Source organism: Psychrobacter pulmonis, assembly GCF_904846465.1.
Lineage (GTDB): Bacteria > Pseudomonadota > Gammaproteobacteria > Pseudomonadales > Moraxellaceae > Psychrobacter > Psychrobacter faecalis.
Window position 1 is genome coordinate 594,834 of the sequence record NZ_CAJHAT010000002.1, and the last position, 22,425, is coordinate 617,258.

The window sequence follows — 22,425 nt, forward strand, 5'->3', positions numbered from 1 at the left end:
GTTAGTGCTGTTTCAATAAACGTTAAACATTAACCGTTAGCAAATGCGTGTCGCTAGATAGGCAGTTTTTGTGATGTGGAGGCATAACCCAACCAATAGGAATTTCACATGGCTTCAAACAATCCAACCAAGATCGAAATGCGCGACTTATTACAAGCCGGCGCTCACTTTGGTCACCAAACACGTTTTTGGAATCCAAAAATGGGTCCATACATCTTTGGCGCCCGTAACAAGATTCATATCATCAACTTAGAGCACACCGTAAAAGCGTTTAACGAAGCATTGACTTACGTAAACGGCCTAGCTGCTAAGAAAAACAAAGTATTATTCGTCGGTACTAAACGCGCAGCAAGCGGCGTTATCCGCGAGCAAGCACAACGCGCTGGCATGCCATACGTTGACCATCGCTGGTTAGGTGGTATGTTGACTAACTGGAAAACCCTACGTCAGTCAATCAATCGCCTAAAAGAGCTTGAAAAACAATCTGAAGACGGTACTTTTGCTAAGCTGACTAAGCGTGAAGCATTAGAGCGTACTCGTGATATGGAAAAACTTGAGCGTTCATTGGGCGGTATCAAAGACATGGGCGGCCTACCTGACGCTATCTTCGTCGTAGACGTAGACCATGAAGCAATCGCTATCAAAGAAGCTAAAAATCTAGGTATCCCAGTTATCGGTATCGTTGATACCAACTCAAACCCAGATAACGTTGATTACATCATTCCAGCTAACGATGACGCTATCCGTGCCGTGACTTTGTATGTAACTTCTATTGCTGATGCGATTATCGCTGGTAAAGAGTACGCGCAAACTCAAGCAGGCGGTAAAGCTGACCAAGCACAAGACGCAGAGCAAGCTCCTGCTAATGATGCGGCAGCTGATGCGAAAACCGAAGAAGCAGCGACTCCAGCAGAGTAATGGCTAAGCGATAAGGTTTAACTTTGTAAGGATGCCTTGATAGTTTAGCTATTAGCAGCCATATAAGGTTATTAATCGCATAAAGTTTATGGAAATCTATAATAGGCATGATGTAGTTTTACTCGTCATGCCTTATTATTAACGCGCCGAGCATTACTGACTTATTGCACAGAATGTCAGCGCGTTTAGATATCGTGCACTCCCTTACATAACAATACTCACCTACATCATAAAAGGTAACTCTTATGTCAGAAGTAAAAATATCTGCCAAAATGGTAAAAGAATTGCGTGACCGTACTGGTCTTGGCATGATGGAATGCAAAAAAGCGTTAGAAGAAGCAAACGGCGATGTCGAAGTTGCCATTGATAACCTACGTAAATCTGGTCAAGCGAAAGCGGCTAAAAAAGCAGGTAACATCGCAGCTGACGGCGCTATCATCATCGCTCAAGGTGACAACAAAGCATTCTTGCTAGAAGTAAACTGCCAAACTGACTTCGTTGCAAAAGATGAAAACTTCACTGCATTTGCAGAAAAAGTGGCCAATCTTGCCCTAGAAAACAATGTCACTGACGTTGCTGCTATCTCTGAATTGTCTTATAGCGATGATCAAACCGTTGAAGAAGCGCGTGTATCTTTAGTACAAAAAATCGGTGAAAACATTCAAATTCGCCGCGTTGAAGTACTAGAAGGCGCAAACATCGCTGCATACCGTCACGGCCTACGTATCGGTGTGGTCGTATCTTATGAAGGCGGCAGTGAAGAAACTGGTAAAAACCTTGCCATGCACATTGCAGCTTTCAACCCAGTCGCAGTAGATGACGAAAGCGTAGATGCTGATGTACTAGCACGCGAAAAAGACATCATCGAAGCCAAAGCGAAAGAATCTGGCAAGCCTGACAATATCGTTGAGAAAATGATCGAAGGCGGTTTGCGCAAATACCTAGACGAAGTAACCTTACTACGTCAACCATACGTTATGGACAATGAGAAAAAAGTTGGTGACGTATTAAAATCTGAAGGCGTAAAAGTTCTTGGTTTCAAACGTTTAGAAGTTGGCGAAGGCATCGAGAAGAAGCAAGAAGACTTTGCTGCTGAAGTTGCTGCCACGCAAGCGGCGAACAAGTAAGCTTTAAATCGTATAGAGCACATCATATAGATATTAAAAAGCCCGTTATATATTAACGGGCTTTTTTGTGTCTGTAACTTTTAAAAGCTAAGTATTTTAAAGGTTCATTTATTTATTTTTAGGCTACTTATTCTCAGGTTACCTGCAACTACCAGCTTAAACGTCAATATTAACGTAGCGCTAAATAAGCGGAATTGGCATAGCTGGCACTGTTGCCATTACTACTGGTACCGTAACTGACGTTTTGCACGCCGCCGCCATTGGTAGTGCCCGTAGCGTTATTGGCATTCATGGTATTACCCGATAGCGCTGAGTCGTTCTTATATAAGCTATGATAGCGACTCATGACGCTTTTGACATAGTTGCGCGTTTCTTTAAACGGGGGTATGCCATTGTATTTATCGACGTTCCCTTCACCAGCATTATAACCTGCCACCGCAAACTCAACGTTATTATTAAAACGTTTCATCAGCCAAGCGATATATTTCGCTGATCCTTCGATATTATCAGCAGGATTCCACGGATTACTGACATTAAAGCGGCGCGCCGTTGCCGGCATCAGCTGCATCAAGCCTTGGGCGCCAACAGGTGAGCGTGCATTGGGATTAAACGCCGATTCGGTATGCATCATGGCTTTCATAAGGCCAGGATCGATACCATGACGGGCAGCCGAGGCGCGGATATAACTGTCGTAAGAGTTACGGCTGCCGCTACTACTCGCCGTGCTGCTACCGTAATCATTGCTATAGCTGCTCCCCGCATTGTAGGCGCTTGAATCTTTATAGTAGGTGGTTTTCACTTTTTTATTAAATTTATCAAAATTACCGCTAGGATTGACGTTGGTAAGCAGAACTTGGCCGCTCTTGTCTTTATAAATATACATGTTTCCCGCTTGAGCGGCGATAGGTAGGCTAGATAAAGCAATGGCAGAGAGTAAAAGGGGTGACAAGCAGCGCGTCAGTAAAGGGGCAATAGTTATCATAGGTTTATCACTTTTTATTAAGTAAGAGCAAATTGCTTTGCCTATAAGCGCGTAAGGTTGCGCATCAAAGCGGTTATCGCGTCTGTAGGATCTTATAGCGCTCAAATAGGCTATCTACGAATTCACGTCTAACAAAACCACTTGCAATAGATACAAAAAATAATAGTTGCTTACTATAACACAAAATAAGTTTTTGCCACATCTGAATGCGTGCACGCGACGTCAAAAATCCATTTATTTTGTAAAAAAGCTGAATGAAATCAAGATGGTAATAAAATGAAGATGGTTAAGCGGTATACAACAGCAGTGTTTATGCCTTTATTTTTTCTATAAGAATAGTTAAGAAATGACGTTAAAAATGCTAGCAAATACAATTAATATAGGCGAAAAAAAGCCCATCAAAAAGGATAGGCTTAAATAGCTTTCGACTTTACTTAAAATATTTTAAACCGATAAGGCCCCAATAAAAATAGGTACCCAAACGGCGGTCACTAAACCATTGACCGCTAAGCCAAAAGCGGCATAGCGTCCAGCAGTATGGCTGATTTGCCACGCTTCTACAGTACCAAAAGCATGTGCCGCTAAGCCTAGCGCGAGGCCTTTGGCGCGATCGTCATCAATACCGCGAAATAAAAAGCGCGCTAAGGTGCCACCGATTAGACCTGAAACGATAATAATTAAGTTTGCTAATGCCAATGGTGCTTTAATCAAATCGGCGACGCTCAGACCAATTGGTGTGGTCACCGAGCGGGTCGCAAATGCCAAAATGGTCTCGTGGCTAAGCGAAAATAAATAGGCCAGTGACATGGGTAGCAAGGCGCCAACCACGCTCGCCAGTGCCACAATCATGGTTAGCTTTTTAACTGGCAAACCCTTAAAGTTCATCGCGGCCAATGGCACGGCCAATAATACTGTCACATAGCCTAATAAATGGTCAAATACCGGTTTTGCCACGCTGTAATAATGATTGTAATCCCATTGCAAAATGAATAAAAATAGCAGTACTAAGACCAAAGCGGTAATGACCATAGGCAACCAGGACAGCTTGCGCGCAAGGACGCGGGCAATGACGTGGGCGGCCAAGGTTAATACTATCGCAGCAAGGGTTGCGCTAAACACACTATCAAAACTCATAACGTTACCTTATTAACAGAGCTTAATGCTGTCCCTTGTGCTTGTTGGTCATATTCATACTGTCATCATGACTGCCATCTGTATTATCGCTATTATTAAGCGAGCGATTGGCAAGGATAGCCAGTCCCCAAAGCGGGATAAGGGTACTGATAATCATAGTCAGCATCACGCCCCAAAACTCATCACCTAGCCCAAATAGCAGCAAACCTGCACCGGCAGAAACGGGCAAAAAAGCAAAACCACTATCGACCAGTAAGGTGTTGCTTGCTTGGGTTAGCCAATGCGGTAGCCCTTTTATGACTCGCCAAACAATTAAAATAACAAACATCGTTAACAGGCCGACGATGTTAGCCGCTTTTTCAATGCCCGCCCATTGGCAGACAACGACTGCTAACTCGCGAACCACCACGACCATAATCAGCGTCAATATTAGCGCCAGCCATAAAGGCGTGTTAGAAGTAGAGGTATAGCTCATAAGCAATCCTAGCCAAGTCGGGTATAAAAAGGGAAATATGCTAAAAAAGAGAGTTTAACGCCAGTGTGTTAACAAAAGCATGTTGATAAAAGCATTTCAGCAAAAGCTGATTATATAGGCAGTAGCCATACTAATAAAGCCTAAGCGCTGATTGCTGCTATTAAGCTGTTGCTAAATATCTCGTATAGTGAGTGAAAGGTAATACCAATACAGCACGCACTGTTTATCAATTTTTCTTGCTTGCTGTGCCTGCGCAGACAGAGGCTACAAAAAACTGATATCAGCAATACCGTCGCGTTTTTAGGATATTTTGACTATATCATAAATGTCCATTACCCCTTATATGCTACAAATATAAAAAAGGACGCCATCATTTGATAGCGTCCTTTTTAACTTCACCCCGATTAAATAACTGGCAACGAGACTGTTTAACTTTGTGAATCAGATTTCTCTGTAGCAGGGTTTAACGCTTCAAATTCAACAAAGGCATCTTCTTCCTCTGGCGTTAAAGACGCGGCTTCATCCATACTCTCATTTTTTTGCTCAAACTCTTCAAGTATCGGCATTAGCAATGTTGCTTGTGCTAATGGCAATACATCTAACGGCTTTAAATTGGCTTGTCCCAATAGCTGTTTGAGCCTATCACTTGGCAAGCGAATGGTTAGGCTCTCATGACCATTATCGTCATAGCTTTCTTCCAAAATGACGCCAAGCTCGTACAAGGTATTTTTAAATTGACCGGCATTATACGGTAGGGTCAAATCAAAAGTAGTTAAGTTGCCCGTCAATAATTGCTGTACAGCAAGCGACAACTCTTCCATGCCTAGGTTTTGGCGCGAAGAAACATATACCCGATTAGGCTGACCTTCTTTCGCATAACCAATGTGCGCCGGCTCATCGGTTAAGTCAATTTTATTATAAACATTCAGTACAGGCACATCGTTGTCAATCTCAGCAAGGACGTTTTTCACCGCTTGAATCTGCTCGTGCATGTCTTCACTAGACGAGTCGATGACATGCAGTAGTAAGTCGGCTTCTAGCGTCTCTTCTAGTGTGGCATGAAACGACTCGACCAACTCGTGCGGCAAATGGCGCACGAAACCAACGGTATCGACCAAAACCACGCGACCAACCCCTTGCCAGTCAAGACGGCGCAAGGTCGGGTCAAGGGTGGCAAATAATTGGTCGGCGGCATAAATGTTTTCATCGACCAAGCGATTAAATAGGGTAGATTTACCAGCGTTGGTATAACCGACGAGCGAGATGGTCGGGACGTCTGATTTTTGCCGACGCGCTCGACCTTGGGCACGGGTTTGGCGTACTTTTTCCAGTTTATTTTTCAGCTGGGTGACACGCACTTGTAATAAGCGGCGATCCGTTTCTAGCTGAGTTTCACCGGGTCCACGTAGACCAATACCCCCTTTTTGGCGCTCCAAATGCGTCCAACCACGCACCAATCGTGTCGATAAGTGGTTTAACTGCGCAAGCTCAACCTGCAGTTTACCTTCGTAAGTACGGGCGCGCTGGGCAAAAATATCCAAAATTAAGCCGGTGCGGTCAAGCACGCGGCATTGTACCAAAGCTTCGATATTACGCTCTTGCGATGGCGATAAATTGTGATTGAAAAGTACGATATCGGCGTCGTATTCGCGCACCAATTCTGCTATTTCTTGTGCTTTACCGCTACCAACGAAGTATTTGGCATCAGGACGCGAGCGTGAGCCTGTGACCAGTGCCAAGCGATCAGCGCCTGCCGAATCTGCAAGTAGCTCAAATTCATTTAGATCATCGGGATCTTGAATTTGGCGGATGTCTAAATGGACGATAATGGCGCGCTCGCCACCTTCATGTCTTTCAAAATATTCCAAAGAGTATCACCTATTATTAAAGTAGATAAATCGCTATGACCGCTTCAATGAGTATCGATATAGCGTTCATATGACCCTCTATATGTGGTCTTATTATTTGATATTAAAGCGTATGTGCGCAATTAGCTACGTCTTTATGTTACAGCGTTTATAGGGAAATATTTTTATCTATAAAAATTTTAAGCTGAGACTATTAACAAAAGCCACTCATAATTCAGTGTACAAGTCATCACTGAGTAAATGAATTTTGTTATACTCATTGCCCTTGTTTACGAGATATAATCATACGTTTTTTAGGCAGCACTCTTTTAAGCATTAAGCTTTTTTAGCACTAAGATGTAATAAAGCATTTTTAACCCATAAGTTTTTAACCACGAGGGACACAGATGAGCCAATCTAAGTCAGGCTTTTCACTCAAACAGCAGTTAGGTCGCGGCAAACAGATCGCTGGCATGACCACCACCATCGCTGGCGGATTGCGCGCCGCCCAGCGTATCGGTGCCTTTAAACAACCACCGCGCGAAAAGCTGCCGCGCTATATTCAAGCGTTTTGCCGAAAAATGGCCGGCTCGTTTGGCGTGCAGGTCGTGGCAGTCGAGCGCGTAGAGCAGCATCACGGTCTATGGGTGTCTAACCATGTATCGTGGATGGATATTCCGGTAGTGGGGACGCTAAGCCCTGCTTTTTTCTTATCAAAGGCAGAAATTGGCGATTGGCCAATCTTTGGTAAGCTTGCGCATGCCGCAGGGACGGTATTTATCGAGCGCGGTTCCGGTGATGCGGGCACAGTCGCTACCCAAATTGCCAATTTTTTAACCAAAGGTTTTTCGGTTATCTTTTTCCCAGAAGCGACCACCACCGATGGTAAAAAAATCAAACGTATCCACGGCACTTTGCTGCAAGCGGCGATAGATGCTGACGTCCCAGTACGCCCACTGGTGATTGCATATGTCAATAAAGACGGCACGTTAAGTGAAGCGCTGCCTTATTATGGCAAAATGACGATGAAAGATAGCCTAAAAAAGGTGCTTGATAGTAAAGATGTGACGGCTTTTGTCTTACCACTTGAGCCGATAGATCCTAAAGGGTTGAATAAAAGCCAGCTAACCGATTTGTTACAAGCGCATATGCAAGAAGGTTTGGCTGAACTGCATTCGCGGGTTTTAACGAAAGCTGCCAAACCTTAAGCAAGTACAAAACTGCTTGAAAGATAACTGCTTTAATAGAAAAAGTAGTAGCAGAAAAGTAGTCATAAAAAAGGCGCCAATCTTAGTCACCCATACTAACGATTGGCGCCTTTTTCTTTGCTATACCAATACCTGAACGTCAGGTTATTGAAAGCTGAACAATATCAATCTATGACCACGTAATGTTATGGCGACGGATTAGGGTGCTGGGTATGTATCGCCTCAATCGCTTTTAGCACATCTGCGCTTAAGGTGACATTGATACTATCGATATTTGATTGCAGCTGCTGAGTGGTGGTTGCGCCGATGATATTACTGGTGACAAACGAGCGCGAATTGACGAAGGCCAATGCCATTTGCGCCATATCCAAGGCGGCTTCGGCGGCGATTTTGGCGTATTGGGCAGTGGCAGCTTTTGCTTCGTCATTGGTATAGCGAGCAAATCGGTCATACATCGTCAGACGCGCGCCTGCAGGACGTTTACCATCAAGGTATTTGCCAGATAAAACCCCAAAGCCGAGCGGCGAGTAGGCAAGTAGACCGACATTTTCACGATGGGCAATCTCTGCCATGCCAACTTCATATAGGCGATTGAGCAAACTATAAGGATTTTGCACCGTGATAGGCGCGATTAAACCATTTTTATCCGCTTCCCACAGATAACGCATCAGCCCCCAAGCGGTATCGTTTGATAAGCCATAAGCACGAATACGACCTTTTTTGATCTCGTCATTTAATGCCTGTATGGTTTCTAAAAAAGGCGTCAAATCATCCAGCGACTGCGCTGCCATCTCTTCACTATAACCGCGCTGGCTAAAAAAGTTCGCTTGCCGTTCAGGCCAATGCAACTGATAAATATCAATGTAATCGGTTTGCAAACGCTCAAGATTGCCATCGATAGCACTACTGATTTGCGCAGCGGTATAACGCGTCTGACCATCGCGTAAAAAATCCATCGGTGAGATTTTGCTAGCCAGAATGACCTTGTCGCGCTGTTTGGTTTTGTTAAACCACGTTCCCATAAAGCGTTCGGTATCGCCTTGCTTGTCTTTATCAGGTGGCGACGGATACATTTCAGCGGTATCCCAAAAATTCACGCCTGCACTGAGTGCTAGATCCATCTGGGCATGCGCGTCGCTTTCGCTATTCTGCTGCCCCCAGGTCATCGTTCCTAAGCAGATTTTTGAGACTTTTTCATTCAGTTGCGGCAGTGTTTGATATTGCATCTGTTTATCCCTGTTTTTATTCTCAATAAGGTTTTATGTTCAAGCCGTTTTTCATACTACATCAGCTTGATACCTGTGACGCCCGGCGGGGTGACTTGGAATATTTTTACTTTAAACAGTACCGATTGACCAGCAAGTGGATGGTTAAAGTCGACTTCGACTTCGTCGTCATCGATGGCGCTAATGGTACCGGGCAGGGTGTTTTTGCCTTTATCTTCAAACTCGACCAACATACCGATTTCAGGATTGTCAGCGACTAAGGCAAATTGGGTGCGGCTAAAATGCTGGATGTTATCAGGGTTCCACTCGCCAAACGCTTGCTCAGGCTCAAGGTGGGCGGTGCGCGTATCGCCAGCGCGTAGGTTCATCAGCACTTGCTCAAAACCCGGTAAAAAGCTCTCATCGCCAACGGTCAGCGTCACTGGCTCGTCGCGGTTAAAGGTTGAATCAATCACCGTACCGTTTTCGAGCGATACTTCAAAATGCAGCTTTACAAGGCTGCCGTGGGTGATGCGAATGTCTTCATTAGGGGTGATAAATTGGGAGTCGGTCATAGCAAAGTGTCTTTTATAGAGTAGGGTTTAGAATATTAATTATAAAAGAGAGTTTAGCATAATCATTTCATTAATCACGACTCTGTCATCAATAGGTTTAAGAATAGAAATAAGGTTTTAAGTAATTCTTATAGCTTAAGTCATCGTCTAGTATGTTATTTAATATTCAACGATCCACAGTCCATTTAGCATGCCATATTTATCCATTAGAATAATTATGTTTCAACATTGAATATTTGTTGGATTACGTTTCCTTATTGTATTTAAAATGTTAATATTGTTTTTAGAACTTACAGCTTTTTAAATTTTAAGTTGTTATTTTTGTCCAAGATAATACTTTAAGTAATTTATTAAGTTCAATCATCTAGATAATTAAGCAGTCTAGCTAATTATTTGTTAATTCTAGAGGAAGAGAAATGAAAGTTATATTAACGCTACTAGCCACTTTATCCATTGGTGGCTGTGTTTCAGCATCACAGCATGCTGAGCAAGTACAAAGTAATGGGAACATCTCAGTAGGAGTTGTTCAGAAACAGATCAAAGTTGGAATGAGTGGCGCGGATGTATTACAGGCGCTTGGTTCCCCGAACATGGTTTCTACAGACGATCAAAGAAGAGAAGTTTGGGTTTACGATAAAGTAGCAACAGATACTGTGCAGTCATCAAGTACAGGTTGGGTATTTGCCGTGTTAGCTGGTGGCCAGACTAGTTCAGGAGCCTCTTCTAGATCACAAAGAACACTGACAATCATAATAAAATTTGATGAGCAAAACTTGGTAAGAGACTTTGCCTACCATTCTTCAAAATTCTAAAGGCATACTGAATGAAAAATCTTAAATATATATTTATTGCTTGTACTTTAGGAATGACAGGTTGTGCAACAACTGCACCAGAAGATTTATTTCAAGTAGCAGAAACTTCACTACAAGATCGACAAATGCAGTCGAGGTTCTTTGAAACAGATAATGAACTAGAACTTCTTTCAGCTGGAGTAGCAGTGTTGCAAGACATGGGCTATTCAATTGATGAGACAGAAACGAAGTCAGGCGTTATTACTGCATCTAAAACCGTAGATGCTACTAATAATGCGCAGGTGGCAGGCGCTGTATTAGCAGCTGTGTTTCTTGGCGCAAATATGTCGATTGATAGCCAGCAACAGATAAAAGTTAGTTTCGTAACGTTGCCGTCTAAAAATAATAAGAATGGTTATTTGGCTAGAGCTACTTTCCAACGCATTGTGATAAATACACAAGGACAAGAAACTAAAGTCGAAACAATGAAAACTGAAGAACTATACAATGAGTTCTTTGCCAAACTATCCAAATCAGTATTTCTAGAGGCTCAACAAATATGAGTACATTAAAAATAGCTTTCTTTGCAGCTTGTCTAACTCTGATTACTAGTTGTGCTACAACGCATGACGCTAGGATTTTGGGAGCAGACAATCAAGTAGAGTCACGTAGTATGCAAACTAGATCTTTTGATACTAGTGATAGAACTATCGTTATCAGAAATGTCATATCAACACTACAAGACTTGAGTTTTGTAATTGATAAGGCTGACACTGATCTTGGTACGGTTTCAGCTACTAGGCTGTACAAAGGGAACAAGGTTAGAATGACGGTAACTGCACGACCTTCATCTACAAAAAAATCTACGATCGTTAGAGCAAACGCGCAGTACAACTTAAAACCAATCGAAAATCCTAAGATATATCAAGACTTTTTTTCATCTTTATCAAAGTCGCTTTTCTTATCAGCTAACGCTGTAGAGTAGAATTCTATTAAACAAACAATTAAATAAGTAAAATTACTTTATATTTTCCTTCTTTGTTTGATACGTATAATCTTCTATATATTATGAGAAACTTTACAGGTATTAAAAAAGCTAAGAGTAATGCTCTTAGCTTTTTTTATGAGCGCAGGAAGGTTATATAATGGTCGTTAATAATCATTAAAATCAAAAAGTATACAGCTATGAAAACTAAGCAGATAAATATAAGACAACAAGGTCATATTAAAAAATGGCAAGACGATAAAGGTTTTGGTTTTATCGAAACTGGGACCGGCGAGTCGGTATTCTTTCATGTTAGTGCGTTTAAAGCCCAGCGTCGCCCTGAAGTTGGCGAGCAAGTGGTTTTTACAATGGGGCAAGACAATCAGGGGCGCCTGCAAGCAAAGGACGTGCAAGAACTTAGCTTTGTACAACAAAAAATGGCGCAAAAGAACAACCAAATCCGGCAGCGTAATCACAAACGCAGTGCCCAAGCAGAATTTGAAGCGGGACAAAAGAAACGCTTGTTCCTTGGTATTGGTTTTTATGGGGTTTTAATTTTATTGGCGGTCATGAATAAGCTAAGCTGGCTAGTGGTTGCTTGGTACGCGGTATTAGGCGTCATTACCTATAGCATGTATGCCAAAGACAAAGCCGCTGCCCAAAGTGGCGACTGGCGTACGCCTGAGTCAACGCTGCATCTGTTAAGTACGCTTGGCGGTTGGGTTGGGGCGCTGGTCGCACAAACCTATTTACGTCATAAGTCACAAAAGCCTGAGTTTCGTATTGCGTATTATTTGACCGTCATTATTAATTTGGCAGGGTTGTTATTTATTATGGTAAACGGTGGCGACTTAACGGGGTTAAAAGCATTGTTCTAAGCGTGTTTTACTTTTAAGACTGCTCTAATATTCGCTCATAAACCGCTGCATCGCTGGCTGAAAAGCAGCAAAAAATGACTTCACGAATTGAAAGCTCAGACGTTTCGCCTAAACTATTCTGTAGATAATCTTTTACCGTACCCACAGCAATTTGCGCTGCTTTTTCGATTGGGTAGCCATATACGCCGGTACTGATAGATGGAAAAGCAATGCTGCTTAGATTGTTTTCAACTGCCAAGTCCAGTGAGTTTCGATAACAGCTGGTGAGTAGCTCTGGCTCGTGACGATTGCCACCATGCCAAACAGGACCGACCGTATGAATCACATACTGGCAAGGTAGCTTAAACGCTGGACTGATTTTTGCCTCGCCAGTCTGGCAACCATTCAAGGTACGACAATACGCCAATAACTCACGTCCAGCTGCCCGATGAATTGCACCATCGACACCGCCACCACCAAGCAAGCTTGAATTGGCCGCATTGACAATCGCATCAACATTTAAGATGGTGATATCGGCTTGCAGCACTGACAAAGTCACAGTGTGCTTATTATTTTCATTAGCAGCAGAAATTTGCTTTTGAGCAATAGGTTTTTTTTGTTGATTAGATGTTTGACTAGGAGACTTTTGATTATCAGACATGGCAGTACCCTTTTTATATTGAACTTAATATACTTTAGCGTTTTTAGCGTCACTCGACTATATCGCTTACGTTATCAATAATCTTTAATATACTGTTTCTCAAAAAAGGCGCAAAAAAAATAGGCTACCGATTTGGTAGCCTATTTGCAAAGTCATTGTATTTATATCATTTAAGTATCACGTTTCTTTTCTAAAAACAGCATATCAATCACAATCAGCGCCACACCAATACAAATACCAATATCGGCAATATTAAAGATTGGATAATGCCAAACGTCGGCGTAATGCACGTGAATAAAATCAATCACGTGACCATGGAGCAAGCGGTCAATCAGGTTGCCAAGAGCGCCGCCAAGCACCAGAGCCAAACCAAAGGATAACAGTCTGGCTTTACGTGGTGCTTTAACCAGATAGCCGATTAAAAATAGCGACATTACGAGTGCAAGTCCAGCAAAAAACCACTTTTGCCAACCTGCTTGGTCTGCTAAAAAACTAAACGCCGCGCCATAGTTATAAGCAAGCGTCCAATTTAAAAACGGCTCAATCACGGGCACAGGCTCAAGGAAGTTGAGATTGGTTTCAGCCAACCACTTCGTCCACTGGTCAATGATAAGCACAGCAAGCGCCAGCAAGTACCACATAAAGGCGCGGCTGCCATTAGCGACCATTTTTGGCATCTTCTTCAGACGACCTTTAGGCGTGGTTGAGCTACCTGTAGTCGCATGCGCAGGCGTAGGCGAGTTATCGACCTCAACCTGCGGCTGCTTATTTTCAGGTGAGTTAGGCATAATGGCGCACCTCGCCGTCGCCTGCGACGTTGGTCACGCAGCGCGCGCATAGTTCAGGATGCGTCGCGTCTGTACCGATATCATCACGGATATGCCAGCAGCGTACGCATTTTGTGCCCGTCGCAGCGCTGACGTTAACCACTAAATCACCCGATGCGTCTTCATTTTCATTGCTATCGGCTTTTGCGTTGGCTTTATCAGCAGGCGCGGCGCTCATTGGTTTTAACGTTGCGCTACTGGTAATCAGGACAAAGCGCAGCTCTTCGCCAAGCTTGGCTAAGCTGTCATACATCGCACCGTCGGCATATAAATCAACGCCCGCAGACAAGTTGGCGTTGATGGTTTTTTCACCGCGCGCGGTTTCGATATGCTTATTAACCATATCTTTTGCTTGCATGATACGTTGCCAGTCGTCGCTACTGATGGCGCTAAGCTCAAACGCTGGGAACTCATACCACCTTTCAGTAAATACGTAGCCTGCGTCAGTGCCGTTTTTACCTTGCAATACTTCCCACGCTTCTTGGGCGGTAAATGATAAAATCGGCGTAATCCAGCGAATCAACGCATGGGCGATATGATAAATCGCCGTTTGCGCAGAGCGACGCGGCTGTCCATCAGTTTGGGTAGTGTACTGACGGTCTTTGATAATATCGAGATAAAAGCTACCCAAGTCTTGCGAGCAAAATGCGGTGATATGCTGGGTGACTTGGTGAAAGTCCATCGCATCATAAGCGCTGATGATTTGCGCTTGTACCGTTTGCGCACGCTCAATGATAAATTTATCAAGGCTGACCAGCTCATTAATATCAACGCTGTTGGTCGCAGGATTAAAGTCGTCGGTATTGGCCAGCAAGAAGCGTAAGGTATTACGGATACGGCGATACATGTCGATGGCGCCTTTAAACACCGTTTTACCCGCGCTCATCTCATAACGATAGTCGCTCGAGGCAATCCACAAACGCAGCATATCGGCGCCGGTTTTATTGATCTCGTCTTGCGGCGTGATGATGTTGCCAAGTGACTTACTCATCTTGCGACCATTTTCATCAACGACAAAACCATGGGTCAATACTTGTTTAAATGGTGGACGCTGGTACATCGCCTCAGACGTGAGTAATGAGGTCTGGAACCAACCGCGATGCTGATCCGAACCTTCGAGATACATATCGGCAGGATTGGTCAGCTCATCGCGCTGCTCGAGGACGGCAAAATGCGTCGTTCCTGAGTCAAACCAAACGTCTAGCGTATCGGTTGCTTTATCATAGTCAGCCGCTTCCGCCCCTAAAAAGTCTTCACAGCTGGCATCAAACCAAGCTTCAACGCCGCCTGCAGCGATTTTTTGCGCGGCAACTTCCATCAGCTCAAGCGTCTTTGGATGCAGCTCGCCGGTTTCTTTATGAGTGAAAAAGGTAATCGGCACGCCCCACGTACGCTGACGTGAGATACACCAATCTGGACGACCGGTCATCATCGCTTCAATGCGGTTTTGACCCCAAGCTGGCGTCCAATTGACAGAAGGAATATCAGCAAGCGCACGCTCACGTAAGCCTTTGGTTTCCATACTGATAAACCACTGCGGCGTGGCACGGAAGATAATCGGCGACTTATGACGCCAGCAATGCGGATAGCTGTGCTCGATTTTGGTATGGTTGATTAAATGGCCGTTATCATGCAGTGCTGCAATGATTTGCGGATTGGCTTTATAGATATGCTCACCTGCAAATACCGCCGCGCTGTCTAGATAAACGCCCGTTCCACTGACTGGGTTTTCAACCGGCAAGTTATATTTCAGGCCAACGATATAATCGTCAAGACCATGCCCCGGTGCGGTATGGACGAGGCCAGTACCGCTATCCGTGGTTACGTGTTCACCTAGGATAAGCGGCACTTGACGATCCGCAATCAATGGATGCTGGGCGCGCAGGCCTTCAAGCTCACGTCCTGAAACGGTAGCTAAGATGCCATCGTTAGTCAGTTTAAACTCGCTTAATGCGCTTTCAACCAAGTCAGTGGCTAATAAGAAGTTACCTTTGGCAGTCGCGACCACGCTGTAGTCATGCTCAGGGTGTACTGAGATGGCTTGGTTTGCTGGTAACGTCCAAGGGGTCGTCGTCCAGATAATCGCGGCGATATTACCTTCAATGCCGCTTAATGCTGCAACCTTGTCGGTATCAAGCACATCAAAGCTCACATAAATAGCGTCTGAGACTTTATCTTGGTATTCCACTTCAGCTTCTGCTAGCGCAGAGCTACAATCCAAGCACCAGTTGACTGGCTTCATGCCGCGGGTGACGTGGCCGTTGTCATAAATTTTAGCAAGCGCGCGTACGATATTAGCTTCTTGATGGAAGTTCATTGTCAAATAAGGATTGTCCCAATCACCAAACACGCCCAGACGTTTAAAGTCTGCCTTTTGTAGCTCAATCTGGGTACTTGCATACTCGCGGCATAGACCACGGAATTCAGTTGCCGAGACTTTTTGACCGACTTTACCAACTTTGGCTTCGACCTTTTGCTCGATAGGCAGACCGTGACAATCCCAACCCGGCACATAAGGCGCATCAAAGCCTGACAAGGTTTTTGACTTGACGATAATGTCTTTTAACACTTTATTGACCGCGTGACCTAAGTGAATCTGCCCGTTAGCGTATGGAGGGCCGTCATGCAAAATATATTTGGTTGCGCCCGTCCGCGCCTGACGAATTTTGCCGTACACGTCGTCGGCTTCCCAAGCCGCCAGCCAGTCTGGCTCACGTTTGGCAAGGTTGGCACGCATAGCAAAGGGCGTATCGGCAAGGTTTAGGGTGTCTTTATAATCGTGGCTTGGGGTGTCGGTACTTTTATCAGTCATAGAAGGTGTCTTATAAGATGATGGTTAAAGGTTGTGTTTAAATTCAGGCGTAAGATTAAAGATATATGGGGTTAAATATTGGATAATCGATGCTAGTCTTTTACTTATTACTTGAAAAAATTTGCTTAAGAAACATGGCGCAAAATAGGTTGCTTATCACTTGATTGTAAATGGACACGTCCATCATAAATACTAATCAGACGATTGCAACAAAAAATATTTTTAGCAGAATACTTAGAAAAGGGAATAGGAGTACGGCAGCTATTATATGACAAAATGAGTAGGGTAAAAAGAGCTGGCCGGTATCGTCCTATTTTTAGCCAAAAGCAATGACTTATAGCAGCAATGCGCCATCTATTAAAGCATAGGTCTAGACCCCTTAATTGACCATTTATTAGATTTTATACTATTGACCAAGGGTTAAAAAACTTCTGATAACCACAAACGCAATTTGAGCGACCAAAGCGGCTGAATACCGGTCAAGCCTTGCGTCATCTCGCCATTTTCCAAAACCACATAAGACGGCGTTACTTGGCCTTGCCAATCAGCAAATATCTCACCTTCTTGGTCATTAATAGTGGTAAAGCGGTAATTGTGCTCGGCAAGGTAGCTATGCAACTCTTGGTCAGAACCGGATTTAATCGCAATCGTTACCACAGGATAATTATTTGCAGCCGCAAGCTTATCTATCGTCGGTGAGGTCAACCGACAAACCGGACACCACGTTCCCCAAAAGTATACCAACGTTGGCTTATCCCGACTCATGGCTGCCAAATCAACGCTTTGACCTTGATAGTCGGTCAATTGCAATTGCGGATTGGCTGGCATGACCGGTTGGCGCCACCAGTTAATCGCCATATAAATGACCGCAAATGCTAAGCCGTATATAAGAAAGCTTTTAGCAACCGACAATAGCTTTTGCTTGGGCGTTTTTTTTGGCGTCTCAGGGGTATTTGCAATATTAAGATTAGAATCAGAGGTCATAATGGCTGCTTTTTTCGCCTTTAAATGTTAGTAGATAAAAATAAACGGCTGAATGGTCAGCCGTATTATTATAATTTTTAGATTGTTATGCTTAATGCTTGTCTTTTAATATGACCGCTTAAGGTTTTTTCGCGCGGTCTTGCAATGGGTCACCGATAAGCACGCTACCAGAGTTTTCACGGCGCTCAGCATCTGATAATTTACTCGCTGGCACTTTGGCTTTTCTTTTCCACTTCAAGCTAAACAAATCATCGCGGCGGTCAAGTAAATTATGTACCGAGCCTTCATTACGAACGTGAATAAGCTTATCTAAGTTCACGTCAGAGAAAAACACCATTTCGGTATTGGCGGTGGTTTCTGCCATAATCGCATCATGCGGGAACGCAAAGTCTGATGGCGAGAAAATAGACGACTGTGCATATTGAATATCCAAGCTCTCAACTTGCGGCAAGTTACCAACTGAGCCGCAAATCATCACATAACATTCATTTTCGATCGCCCGTGCTTGCGCACAGTGGCGTACGCGCAGGTAACCGTTTTGGGTATCTGTCCAAAATGGGACAAACAAAATATCCATGTCATCAAGTGCCATCAAACGCGCAAGCTCTGGGAACTCAATATCATAGCAAACCAAGATACCGATACGACCAGCATCGGTGTCAAATACTTTGACCTCATCGCCACCTTCAATCACCCAAGCGCTACGCTCATGCGGGGTAATGTGGATTTTACGCTGCTCTTCGACCGTACCGTCACGGCGGCACAAATAACTGACGTTATATAAAGTATCATCGTCGTCCAAGAACGGCATGGAACCGGTGATGACATTGACGTTATAACTGACTGCTAGATGCGAAATCTCGTTTTTAAACCATTCGGTATAACCGGCCAAAAAGCGAATCGCAACGTTTTGATCGGTCGATTCACACAGTCCCATTAAGGGCGCGTTAAAGAATTCTGGCAAACAAGCAAAGTCAGAGTTGTAGTCGGCCATGATATCGACGAAGAACTCAACTTGTTGCAGCAGCTCTTCAGGTGACTCCACCTCACGCATTTGCCATTGAATACCGCCGATACGCACCTCAGATTTACGGGTATTTGGCTTATAATCTTGCGGCTCATAATAAATATTCGCCCATTCAAGTAGCGTGGCGAAGCCTTTTGACTGCGCATCATCTGGCAAATACGCGGTCAAAATACGTTTCACAATAAAGCCATTTGATAACTGGAACGACAGCGCTGGGTCATGAATCTCACGCGCTTCTACAGCCTCAATATATTCGCCAGGGGTCAAATCTTGATGATTATGATAATTGGGAATACGACCACCAGCTAAAATAGCGCGGAAGTTTAACTGACGGCACAGCTCTTTACGCGCATCATAAAGCCTACGCCCCAAACGATACCCACGATACTCAGGGTCGATTAATGCATCAAGCCCATAAATCGCGTCGCCTTCAGGGTTGTCTCTAATAATTTCTTTATGACCAATTAAATCATCATAAGTATGCGGGTTAGAGAACTTGTTATAATCGACGCGCATAGAGAGCACGATGCCAATCAGCTCATCGTGGTCAAATAGCGCAATCTGCCCTTCGGGAAAGGCATCAATCAAAGCATGAATGGTGTTTTTTGACCATGCGCCGCCCAAGTTGACATAAACGCGATCCATCAAGGCTTTAAGCTGCGGGTAGTCTTTTTTCTTAATCTCAGCGATGGTTAGGTGAAAGTCATCTAATTTTTCAATTTTGCTCATAATGTTCCTGTCTGTCGTCTCTGTAAATCGGTCTTAATAAATCGATATTAATATTTTTTTGCTAAAAATCTTGCTAAAAAGGGCAGCTATAAATAAGGTTTTTATAAAAAACTGGCTATTAAAAATCGTAAGAACAGCACGAAAAAGGCGTTTTCGCACAGATGCAATTGCTAAAAGTAAACGCCAGCGCCCAGATTTTTCTACGACTTTTTAGACCATAATGTCGAGAAAAGCATATCAATAGGCTTATTTAAACGTTAAAATCATTTATCCTTGCATTTACAGTGAGTTATACACACAAATTATAAATCCTGCCTTTGTCATTATTTGTTTTAATGAGGCGATTTAGCAAGTTTACAAGGGTGGATTTTGCCACCGTCTTTTGTCTTTATTTTAAATACTTTCTGCAGGTAACTTAATTTTTAGCCCTTTATGGCACAAATGACGCTTATTATCACGCTTCTCTTTGCGCTGGTTATGATAGCAACCCCCATAAACAAGCACAGACAAGCGGCGTAATTATTTGCTAGGTTTTTGTTGCCCGATTTTATTACTAGGTCTTATTACCATATTTTATTGCTCAGTTTTCGTGAAGCTCCATCTCTACTATCCGTAATATTCTTATTTTTTTACACGTCATTTTAGATGGCGTATTTTTTCGGTTGTCTTCAATGGTGACCTTTTAGGATTTTTATTATGCCCCTAACTCATGCTAATGCCTTTAGCAAATTAGATGAAATAGCAGATACTGCATTGATACAGTTGGTGTATGTCAGCAGCTTGACACTTGCTTCACGGTTAAATGCAGCAATATTTGATGAGGTAGAAGCTCATGCGCGTGATTATAACGAGCAGCACGGCATTACAGGTACGTTATGTTATGGCAATGGGCATTTTTTGCAATGTATGGAAGGTGAAAAAGCCAAAGTCGCGGCGTTGACGCAGCGCATTTTTGCCGATAAGCGCCATAAAGACGTGCAAGTGCTCGTATTACAAGTGATTACGCAGCGTAATTTTTCAGACTGGCGCATGCGTTTGCTGTTTTTGGAGCGTTGGCTTTGGTCGCCTGCCACCAAAAAACAAGCAGCGCAATTGTCACCGTATCTACCCTTTGCGCCGCACGGTTGGTCAGCTGAGCGCACCGAGCAGTTTTTGCAAATTATCAAAACCTTTGATACCCCGCCACATATCAAAGCAGCCGGCATTACCTATAACGCGCTTGGTAATATGGTGCGCCATATTGCAGCCCCGCATCAAGCTTTTTTAGTGGTGCAAGGGTTTTTAAGTGTGCTATTAATCGTTGGTTTGGTGCTGTTATATTTATAAGCTGGGCTATGGTACTAAACAGTAATATAAAAAAGACGCTAGACTTAATGTTTAGCGTCTTTTTTATGTCATCAAACTTATCGTGATAATAATAAATTGAAGCAATTACATATCAAAAATCTTACCACGGTTCATAATATTATTGGGATCAAATACTTTTTTCACTGCGCGTAAGTACTCAATCTCAGTCTCGCTACGGCTATAATTCAGATAGGGCTTTTTAGTCATACCAACGCCATGTTCTGCAGAGACCGAACCGCCGTATTTTTGTACCGTTTCAAACACGTATTTATTGACGATTTGACACTCGCTAAAGAAATCATCTTTGCTCATGTTTGCAGGCTTTAAGATATTCAGATGCAAGTTACCATCACCGATATGACCGAACCAACAGACCTCAAAGTCAGGGTAGTTGCTACTGACGATGTGATCAATCTCAGCGATAAATTCAGGTACGTAACTGATTAATACCGAGACGTCATTCTTATAAGGGGTAAATACTGAGATGGTTTCAGAGATATACTCGCGCAGCTTCCACAGCTCTTCAGCTTGCGCCAGACTCTGACTCATCACCCCATCGACGACCCAACCTTGTTCCATGCACTCCTCGAATATTGCCATGGCTTTGTCCATGATCGGCTCATACGGCGCCTCAAACTCTAGCAGGGTATAAAACTTGGTACGCGACTCAAACGGCTCTTGCACCTGACCATGCGCCATCAGCTTATCAATCGCTAGCTCATCAAAGAACTCAAACGCCGTCAAATCAATTTTCGCTTGAAAGGCAGATAGCACATTCATGACATCATTAAAGCTGTCCATGCCTAAGACCATGACGTTTAAGTCTTGCGGCTGACGCTCAAGCTTGATTTGTGCATGAGTGACTAGACCAAGCGTACCTTCGCTACCGATAAATAATTGGCGTAAATCATAACCGGTGGCGTTTTTTACCATACCGCGATTGAGCTGCAAGATATCACCTTTACCAGTGACAACTGTGAGCCCCATGATCCATTGACGGGTCATGCCATAGCGAATTACTTTAATACCGCCAGCGTTGGTGCCGATATTACCGCCAATTTGACTGGAGCCAGCTGAAGCAAAATCGACAGGATAGTATAAATCTTTTGATTCGGCGAATTGTTGTAACTGCTCAGTGACCACGCCGGCTTCAATCTCAACCATGCGGTCAGCAGGATAAAACTGTCCAATATGATTCATCTTATCCATACTGACGACAATCTCACCATTGGCAGCTACCGCTCCAGCAGACAAACCGGTACGGCCGCCACTTGGCGTTAAGACAACATTGTGCTCATTAGCAAGGAGCACGATGGCTTGCACTTGCTCGGTGGTCTTTGGAAAGACTATAGCGGCAGCAGCAGGCGCGAAATGTTTGGTCCAGTCTTTGCCCCAGTGCTCTAAGCTCTCGCTATCGGTTTTGATTTGGCTGGGGTCAAACTGATGGACATCAAGCAAGCTGCTTAAGATGCTTTGGACAGCAGCAGTATGGCTGGTAGTGGTTTGAGAATCATTTTGAGCGGTAGTATTGCTTTGGCTAGCTAAAGAAGTCATGTTCAAATCTCGGTAGAAACGCAAGCGCTATGCATAAAAGGGATTATTATATCGCTAAATGGATATAACCCAGCGGTGCTAACTGTGTTTATATAAATAAGTAGGTTTAGATAAGTATAAGCGAGCGCGTAGCGCAATGATAGATAGAGATGCTGTCATACGCCTATCTGTCTCGCCTAAATCGTTAAAAACAGTTTAATAAGGTTTGGTTATAAGTTTTATATACCATGATTCACTATAGCATAAAAAGTTTTCAGGCTTGATAAGCAATAATTCATCTAATCTGCTAACATCGCTGCCAAATTTTGTGTAAGATATCCAGACTGTTTTCGTTTCATCCATCAGACTTATTCCACTGATGATTTTTATAAGACAATTAT

At 43.6% G+C, this 22,425-nt stretch carries 20 protein-coding genes; 8 read left to right on the forward strand and 12 right to left on the reverse strand.

Annotation, left to right across the window (positions count from 1 at the left end; all coding sequences use genetic code 11):
- The first annotated feature begins 108 nt into the window (after positions 1-108).
- Together rpsB and tsf are read left to right on the forward strand one after the other, a co-directional pair.
- Positions 109-918 carry a 30S ribosomal protein S2 gene (rpsB, locus tag JMX70_RS06245; protein WP_201590502.1) on the forward strand — a complete coding sequence of 270 codons (810 nt, stop codon included), beginning with the start codon at positions 109-111 and terminating at the stop codon, positions 916-918.
- A gap of 245 nt (positions 919-1,163) precedes the next feature.
- On the forward strand, positions 1,164-2,045 hold the full coding sequence (tsf, locus tag JMX70_RS06250) for a translation elongation factor Ts (RefSeq protein WP_144297563.1): 882 nt from the start codon (positions 1,164-1,166) through the stop codon (positions 2,043-2,045).
- A 169-nt stretch (positions 2,046-2,214) separates the two neighbouring features.
- Here tsf and JMX70_RS06255 read toward each other — a convergent pair whose 3' ends face one another.
- The 4 genes from JMX70_RS06255 to hflX form a co-directional block, all read right to left on the reverse strand.
- Complete coding sequence (locus JMX70_RS06255) at positions 2,215-3,027, reverse strand: lytic transglycosylase domain-containing protein (RefSeq protein ID WP_144297564.1); 813 nt, start codon at positions 3,025-3,027, stop codon at positions 2,215-2,217.
- A 444-nt stretch (positions 3,028-3,471) separates the two neighbouring features.
- On the reverse strand, positions 3,472-4,161 hold the full coding sequence (locus JMX70_RS06260; RefSeq protein WP_201590505.1) for an LrgB family protein: 690 nt from the start codon (positions 4,159-4,161) through the stop codon (positions 3,472-3,474).
- A 22-nt stretch (positions 4,162-4,183) separates the two neighbouring features.
- The gene (locus tag JMX70_RS06265) at positions 4,184-4,636 is read right to left on the reverse strand and encodes a CidA/LrgA family protein (protein WP_201590507.1); all 453 of its coding nucleotides are present in this window, start codon (positions 4,634-4,636) and stop codon (positions 4,184-4,186) included.
- Between the two features lie 428 nt (positions 4,637-5,064).
- Positions 5,065-6,504: a ribosome rescue GTPase HflX gene (gene hflX / locus JMX70_RS06270; protein WP_201590509.1), complete on the reverse strand. Its 1,440-nt coding sequence runs from the start codon at positions 6,502-6,504 to the stop codon at positions 5,065-5,067.
- 386 nt (positions 6,505-6,890) lie between these two features.
- Between hflX and JMX70_RS06275 the strand changes: the two genes are divergently transcribed.
- A complete protein-coding gene (locus JMX70_RS06275; RefSeq protein ID WP_191691120.1) occupies positions 6,891-7,691 on the forward strand; it encodes a lysophospholipid acyltransferase family protein in 801 nt (266 codons plus the stop codon).
- A gap of 185 nt (positions 7,692-7,876) precedes the next feature.
- Here the strand turns inward: JMX70_RS06275 and JMX70_RS06280 are convergent, their stop codons facing one another.
- Positions 7,877-8,917, reverse strand: a complete 1,041-nt coding sequence (locus tag JMX70_RS06280) for an aldo/keto reductase (RefSeq protein ID WP_201590511.1) — start codon at positions 8,915-8,917, stop codon at positions 7,877-7,879.
- A 56-nt stretch (positions 8,918-8,973) separates the two neighbouring features.
- On the reverse strand, positions 8,974-9,471 hold the full coding sequence (locus tag JMX70_RS06285; RefSeq protein WP_201590513.1) for an FKBP-type peptidyl-prolyl cis-trans isomerase: 498 nt from the start codon (positions 9,469-9,471) through the stop codon (positions 8,974-8,976).
- A 416-nt stretch (positions 9,472-9,887) separates the two neighbouring features.
- Here JMX70_RS06285 and JMX70_RS06290 point away from each other — a divergent pair, with 416 nt between their 5' ends.
- From JMX70_RS06290 to JMX70_RS06305, 4 genes are all read left to right on the forward strand, one after another.
- Entirely contained in the window at positions 9,888-10,283 is a 396-nt protein-coding gene (locus JMX70_RS06290) for an outer membrane protein assembly factor BamE (protein WP_201590515.1), read from the forward strand.
- An 11-nt stretch (positions 10,284-10,294) separates the two neighbouring features.
- Complete coding sequence (locus JMX70_RS06295; RefSeq protein ID WP_201590516.1) at positions 10,295-10,825, forward strand: hypothetical protein; 531 nt, start codon at positions 10,295-10,297, stop codon at positions 10,823-10,825.
- Positions 10,822-11,247: a hypothetical protein gene (locus tag JMX70_RS06300; protein WP_201590518.1), complete on the forward strand. Its 426-nt coding sequence runs from the start codon at positions 10,822-10,824 to the stop codon at positions 11,245-11,247. Before JMX70_RS06295 ends, JMX70_RS06300 begins: the two co-directional genes overlap by 4 nt.
- Before the next feature lie 200 nt (positions 11,248-11,447).
- Entirely contained in the window at positions 11,448-12,125 is a 678-nt protein-coding gene (locus tag JMX70_RS06305; RefSeq protein ID WP_201590520.1) for a DUF1294 domain-containing protein, read from the forward strand.
- A 13-nt stretch (positions 12,126-12,138) separates the two neighbouring features.
- On the opposite strand, the gene JMX70_RS06310 is transcribed toward JMX70_RS06305, so the two are convergent.
- The 5 genes from JMX70_RS06310 to JMX70_RS06330 all read right to left on the reverse strand — a co-directional run bounded on the left by JMX70_RS06310 (position 12,139) and on the right by JMX70_RS06330 (position 19,144).
- Positions 12,139-12,765 (reverse strand): O-acetyl-ADP-ribose deacetylase, encoded by a 627-nt coding sequence (locus tag JMX70_RS06310; RefSeq protein WP_201590523.1) that lies wholly within the window; start codon positions 12,763-12,765, stop codon positions 12,139-12,141.
- Positions 12,766-12,935: 170 nt separating this feature from the next.
- Positions 12,936-13,553 (reverse strand): signal peptidase II, encoded by a 618-nt coding sequence (gene lspA, locus JMX70_RS06315; RefSeq protein WP_201590526.1) that lies wholly within the window; start codon positions 13,551-13,553, stop codon positions 12,936-12,938.
- A complete protein-coding gene (ileS, locus tag JMX70_RS06320) occupies positions 13,546-16,404 on the reverse strand; it encodes an isoleucine--tRNA ligase (protein ID WP_201590529.1) in 2,859 nt (952 codons plus the stop codon). The genes lspA and ileS overlap by 8 nt, the downstream gene beginning before the upstream one ends.
- A 420-nt stretch (positions 16,405-16,824) precedes the next feature.
- Positions 16,825-17,388: a protein disulfide oxidoreductase gene (locus tag JMX70_RS06325; protein WP_201590532.1), complete on the reverse strand. Its 564-nt coding sequence runs from the start codon at positions 17,386-17,388 to the stop codon at positions 16,825-16,827.
- A gap of 118 nt (positions 17,389-17,506) precedes the next feature.
- On the reverse strand, positions 17,507-19,144 hold the full coding sequence (locus tag JMX70_RS06330) for a carbon-nitrogen hydrolase family protein (RefSeq protein WP_068403999.1): 1,638 nt from the start codon (positions 19,142-19,144) through the stop codon (positions 17,507-17,509).
- A 696-nt stretch (positions 19,145-19,840) separates the two neighbouring features.
- Here JMX70_RS06330 and JMX70_RS06335 point away from each other — a divergent pair.
- Positions 19,841-20,470 (forward strand): BLUF domain-containing protein, encoded by a 630-nt coding sequence (locus JMX70_RS06335; RefSeq protein WP_201590535.1) that lies wholly within the window; start codon positions 19,841-19,843, stop codon positions 20,468-20,470.
- 105 nt (positions 20,471-20,575) lie between these two features.
- Here the strand turns inward: JMX70_RS06335 and JMX70_RS06340 are convergent, their stop codons facing one another.
- Positions 20,576-22,045: an FAD-binding oxidoreductase gene (locus JMX70_RS06340; protein ID WP_201590538.1), complete on the reverse strand. Its 1,470-nt coding sequence runs from the start codon at positions 22,043-22,045 to the stop codon at positions 20,576-20,578.
- Positions 22,046-22,425 lie beyond the last annotated feature (380 nt).

Bases quoted from the DNA above. Each gene is read 5' to 3' on its own strand.
- rpsB (WP_201590502.1), top strand. From the start codon at position 109: ATGGCTTCAAACAATCCAACCAAGATCGAAATGCGCGACTTATTACAA.
- tsf (WP_144297563.1), top strand. From the start codon at position 1,164: ATGTCAGAAGTAAAAATATCTGCCAAAATGGTAAAAGAATTGCGTGAC.
- JMX70_RS06255 (WP_144297564.1), bottom strand. From the start codon at position 3,027: ATGATAACTATTGCCCCTTTACTGACGCGCTGCTTGTCACCCCTTTTA.
- JMX70_RS06260 (WP_201590505.1), bottom strand. From the start codon at position 4,161: ATGAGTTTTGATAGTGTGTTTAGCGCAACCCTTGCTGCGATAGTATTA.
- JMX70_RS06265 (WP_201590507.1), bottom strand. From the start codon at position 4,636: ATGAGCTATACCTCTACTTCTAACACGCCTTTATGGCTGGCGCTAATA.
- JMX70_RS06275 (WP_191691120.1), top strand. From the start codon at position 6,891: ATGAGCCAATCTAAGTCAGGCTTTTCACTCAAACAGCAGTTAGGTCGC.
- JMX70_RS06280 (WP_201590511.1), bottom strand. From the start codon at position 8,917: ATGCAATATCAAACACTGCCGCAACTGAATGAAAAAGTCTCAAAAATC.
- JMX70_RS06285 (WP_201590513.1), bottom strand. From the start codon at position 9,471: ATGACCGACTCCCAATTTATCACCCCTAATGAAGACATTCGCATCACC.
- JMX70_RS06290 (WP_201590515.1), top strand. From the start codon at position 9,888: ATGAAAGTTATATTAACGCTACTAGCCACTTTATCCATTGGTGGCTGT.
- JMX70_RS06295 (WP_201590516.1), top strand. From the start codon at position 10,295: ATGAAAAATCTTAAATATATATTTATTGCTTGTACTTTAGGAATGACA.
- JMX70_RS06300 (WP_201590518.1), top strand. From the start codon at position 10,822: ATGAGTACATTAAAAATAGCTTTCTTTGCAGCTTGTCTAACTCTGATT.
- JMX70_RS06305 (WP_201590520.1), top strand. From the start codon at position 11,448: ATGAAAACTAAGCAGATAAATATAAGACAACAAGGTCATATTAAAAAA.
- JMX70_RS06310 (WP_201590523.1), bottom strand. From the start codon at position 12,765: ATGTCTGATAATCAAAAGTCTCCTAGTCAAACATCTAATCAACAAAAA.
- lspA (WP_201590526.1), bottom strand. From the start codon at position 13,553: ATGCCTAACTCACCTGAAAATAAGCAGCCGCAGGTTGAGGTCGATAAC.
- ileS (WP_201590529.1), bottom strand. From the start codon at position 16,404: ATGACTGATAAAAGTACCGACACCCCAAGCCACGATTATAAAGACACC.
- JMX70_RS06325 (WP_201590532.1), bottom strand. From the start codon at position 17,388: ATGACCTCTGATTCTAATCTTAATATTGCAAATACCCCTGAGACGCCA.
- JMX70_RS06330 (WP_068403999.1), bottom strand. From the start codon at position 19,144: ATGAGCAAAATTGAAAAATTAGATGACTTTCACCTAACCATCGCTGAG.
- JMX70_RS06335 (WP_201590535.1), top strand. From the start codon at position 19,841: ATGCCCCTAACTCATGCTAATGCCTTTAGCAAATTAGATGAAATAGCA.
- JMX70_RS06340 (WP_201590538.1), bottom strand. From the start codon at position 22,045: ATGACTTCTTTAGCTAGCCAAAGCAATACTACCGCTCAAAATGATTCT.